Origin of the sequence: Desulfovibrio sp. X2, assembly GCF_000422205.1 — a bacterium.
Lineage (GTDB): Bacteria > Desulfobacterota > Desulfovibrionia > Desulfovibrionales > Desulfovibrionaceae > Alkalidesulfovibrio.
In genome coordinates, this window is the sequence record NZ_ATHV01000061.1 from 1 (window position 1) to 731 (window position 731).

Consider the following 731-nt stretch of genomic DNA (forward strand, 5'->3'; position numbering starts at 1 on the left):
ATGCGGCCGAAGTAGGTGCCCACGTTGTCCGCGCGCTTGAAGCCCGAGCAGTGCTCGAAGATCACGTTCGGATAGTCCTTGGCGACCTTGATCACGGAGTCCATGTAGCCGAAGGAGGTGGCGAAGATCAGGCCGTAGCCGTCACGCGCCATCTTGGTCAGCACGCGCTCGGCGTCCGCGCCCTCGGGCACGGCCTCCACGTAGGAGGTCTCCACGCCGGGCATGTCCGCGATGGCCTTGCGGCCCTGGTCGTGGGCGTAGGAATAGCCCGCGTCGCCGATGGGCGAGACGTAGACGAAGCCCACCTTGAGCGTCTTGCCGGGCGTAGCGGCGGGAGCCGGAGCCGCAGCCGGGGCCTCGGCCTTGGCCGGAGCCTCCTGCTTCTTCTCGGGCTGCTTCTTGTCCTCGCCGCAGCCGAGCGCCAGCATGGCGAGAAGGACCACGAACAGGACCCTCATCAGGATGCGCATGACCGGAACTCCTTGAAAAAGGTTGATGTGTCTGTGCGAAAAAATTTCAGGCGCCGTCGCCCGTGCGCAGCTTGACGATGGGCTGCACGAACTGCGTCTCGGAATCCCAGGGCTGGAGGATCCAGGTGTCCTGGCTGACCTCGGTGATGTACACGTCCACCAGGGGCTTGCCCGCGGGTTTCGCGTAGACCGTGGCGAAACGCGCCTTGGGAAGCAGCCCCCGCAGGTGCCTGAGCGTCTTCCCGGAGTCCACGAGGTCGT

1 protein-coding gene and 1 pseudogene are annotated in these 731 nt (G+C 65.5%); both read right to left on the minus strand.

Annotated features, from left to right (window positions below):
• Positions 1–470, minus strand: a 470-nt coding sequence (locus DSX2_RS13680) for a BMP family ABC transporter substrate-binding protein (protein WP_020881672.1), incomplete at its 3' end; no start/stop codon positions are given.
• Positions 471–516: 46 nt separating this feature from the next.
• A pseudogene (locus DSX2_RS13685) lies at positions 517–731 on the minus strand (xanthine phosphoribosyltransferase); the annotation flags it as partial.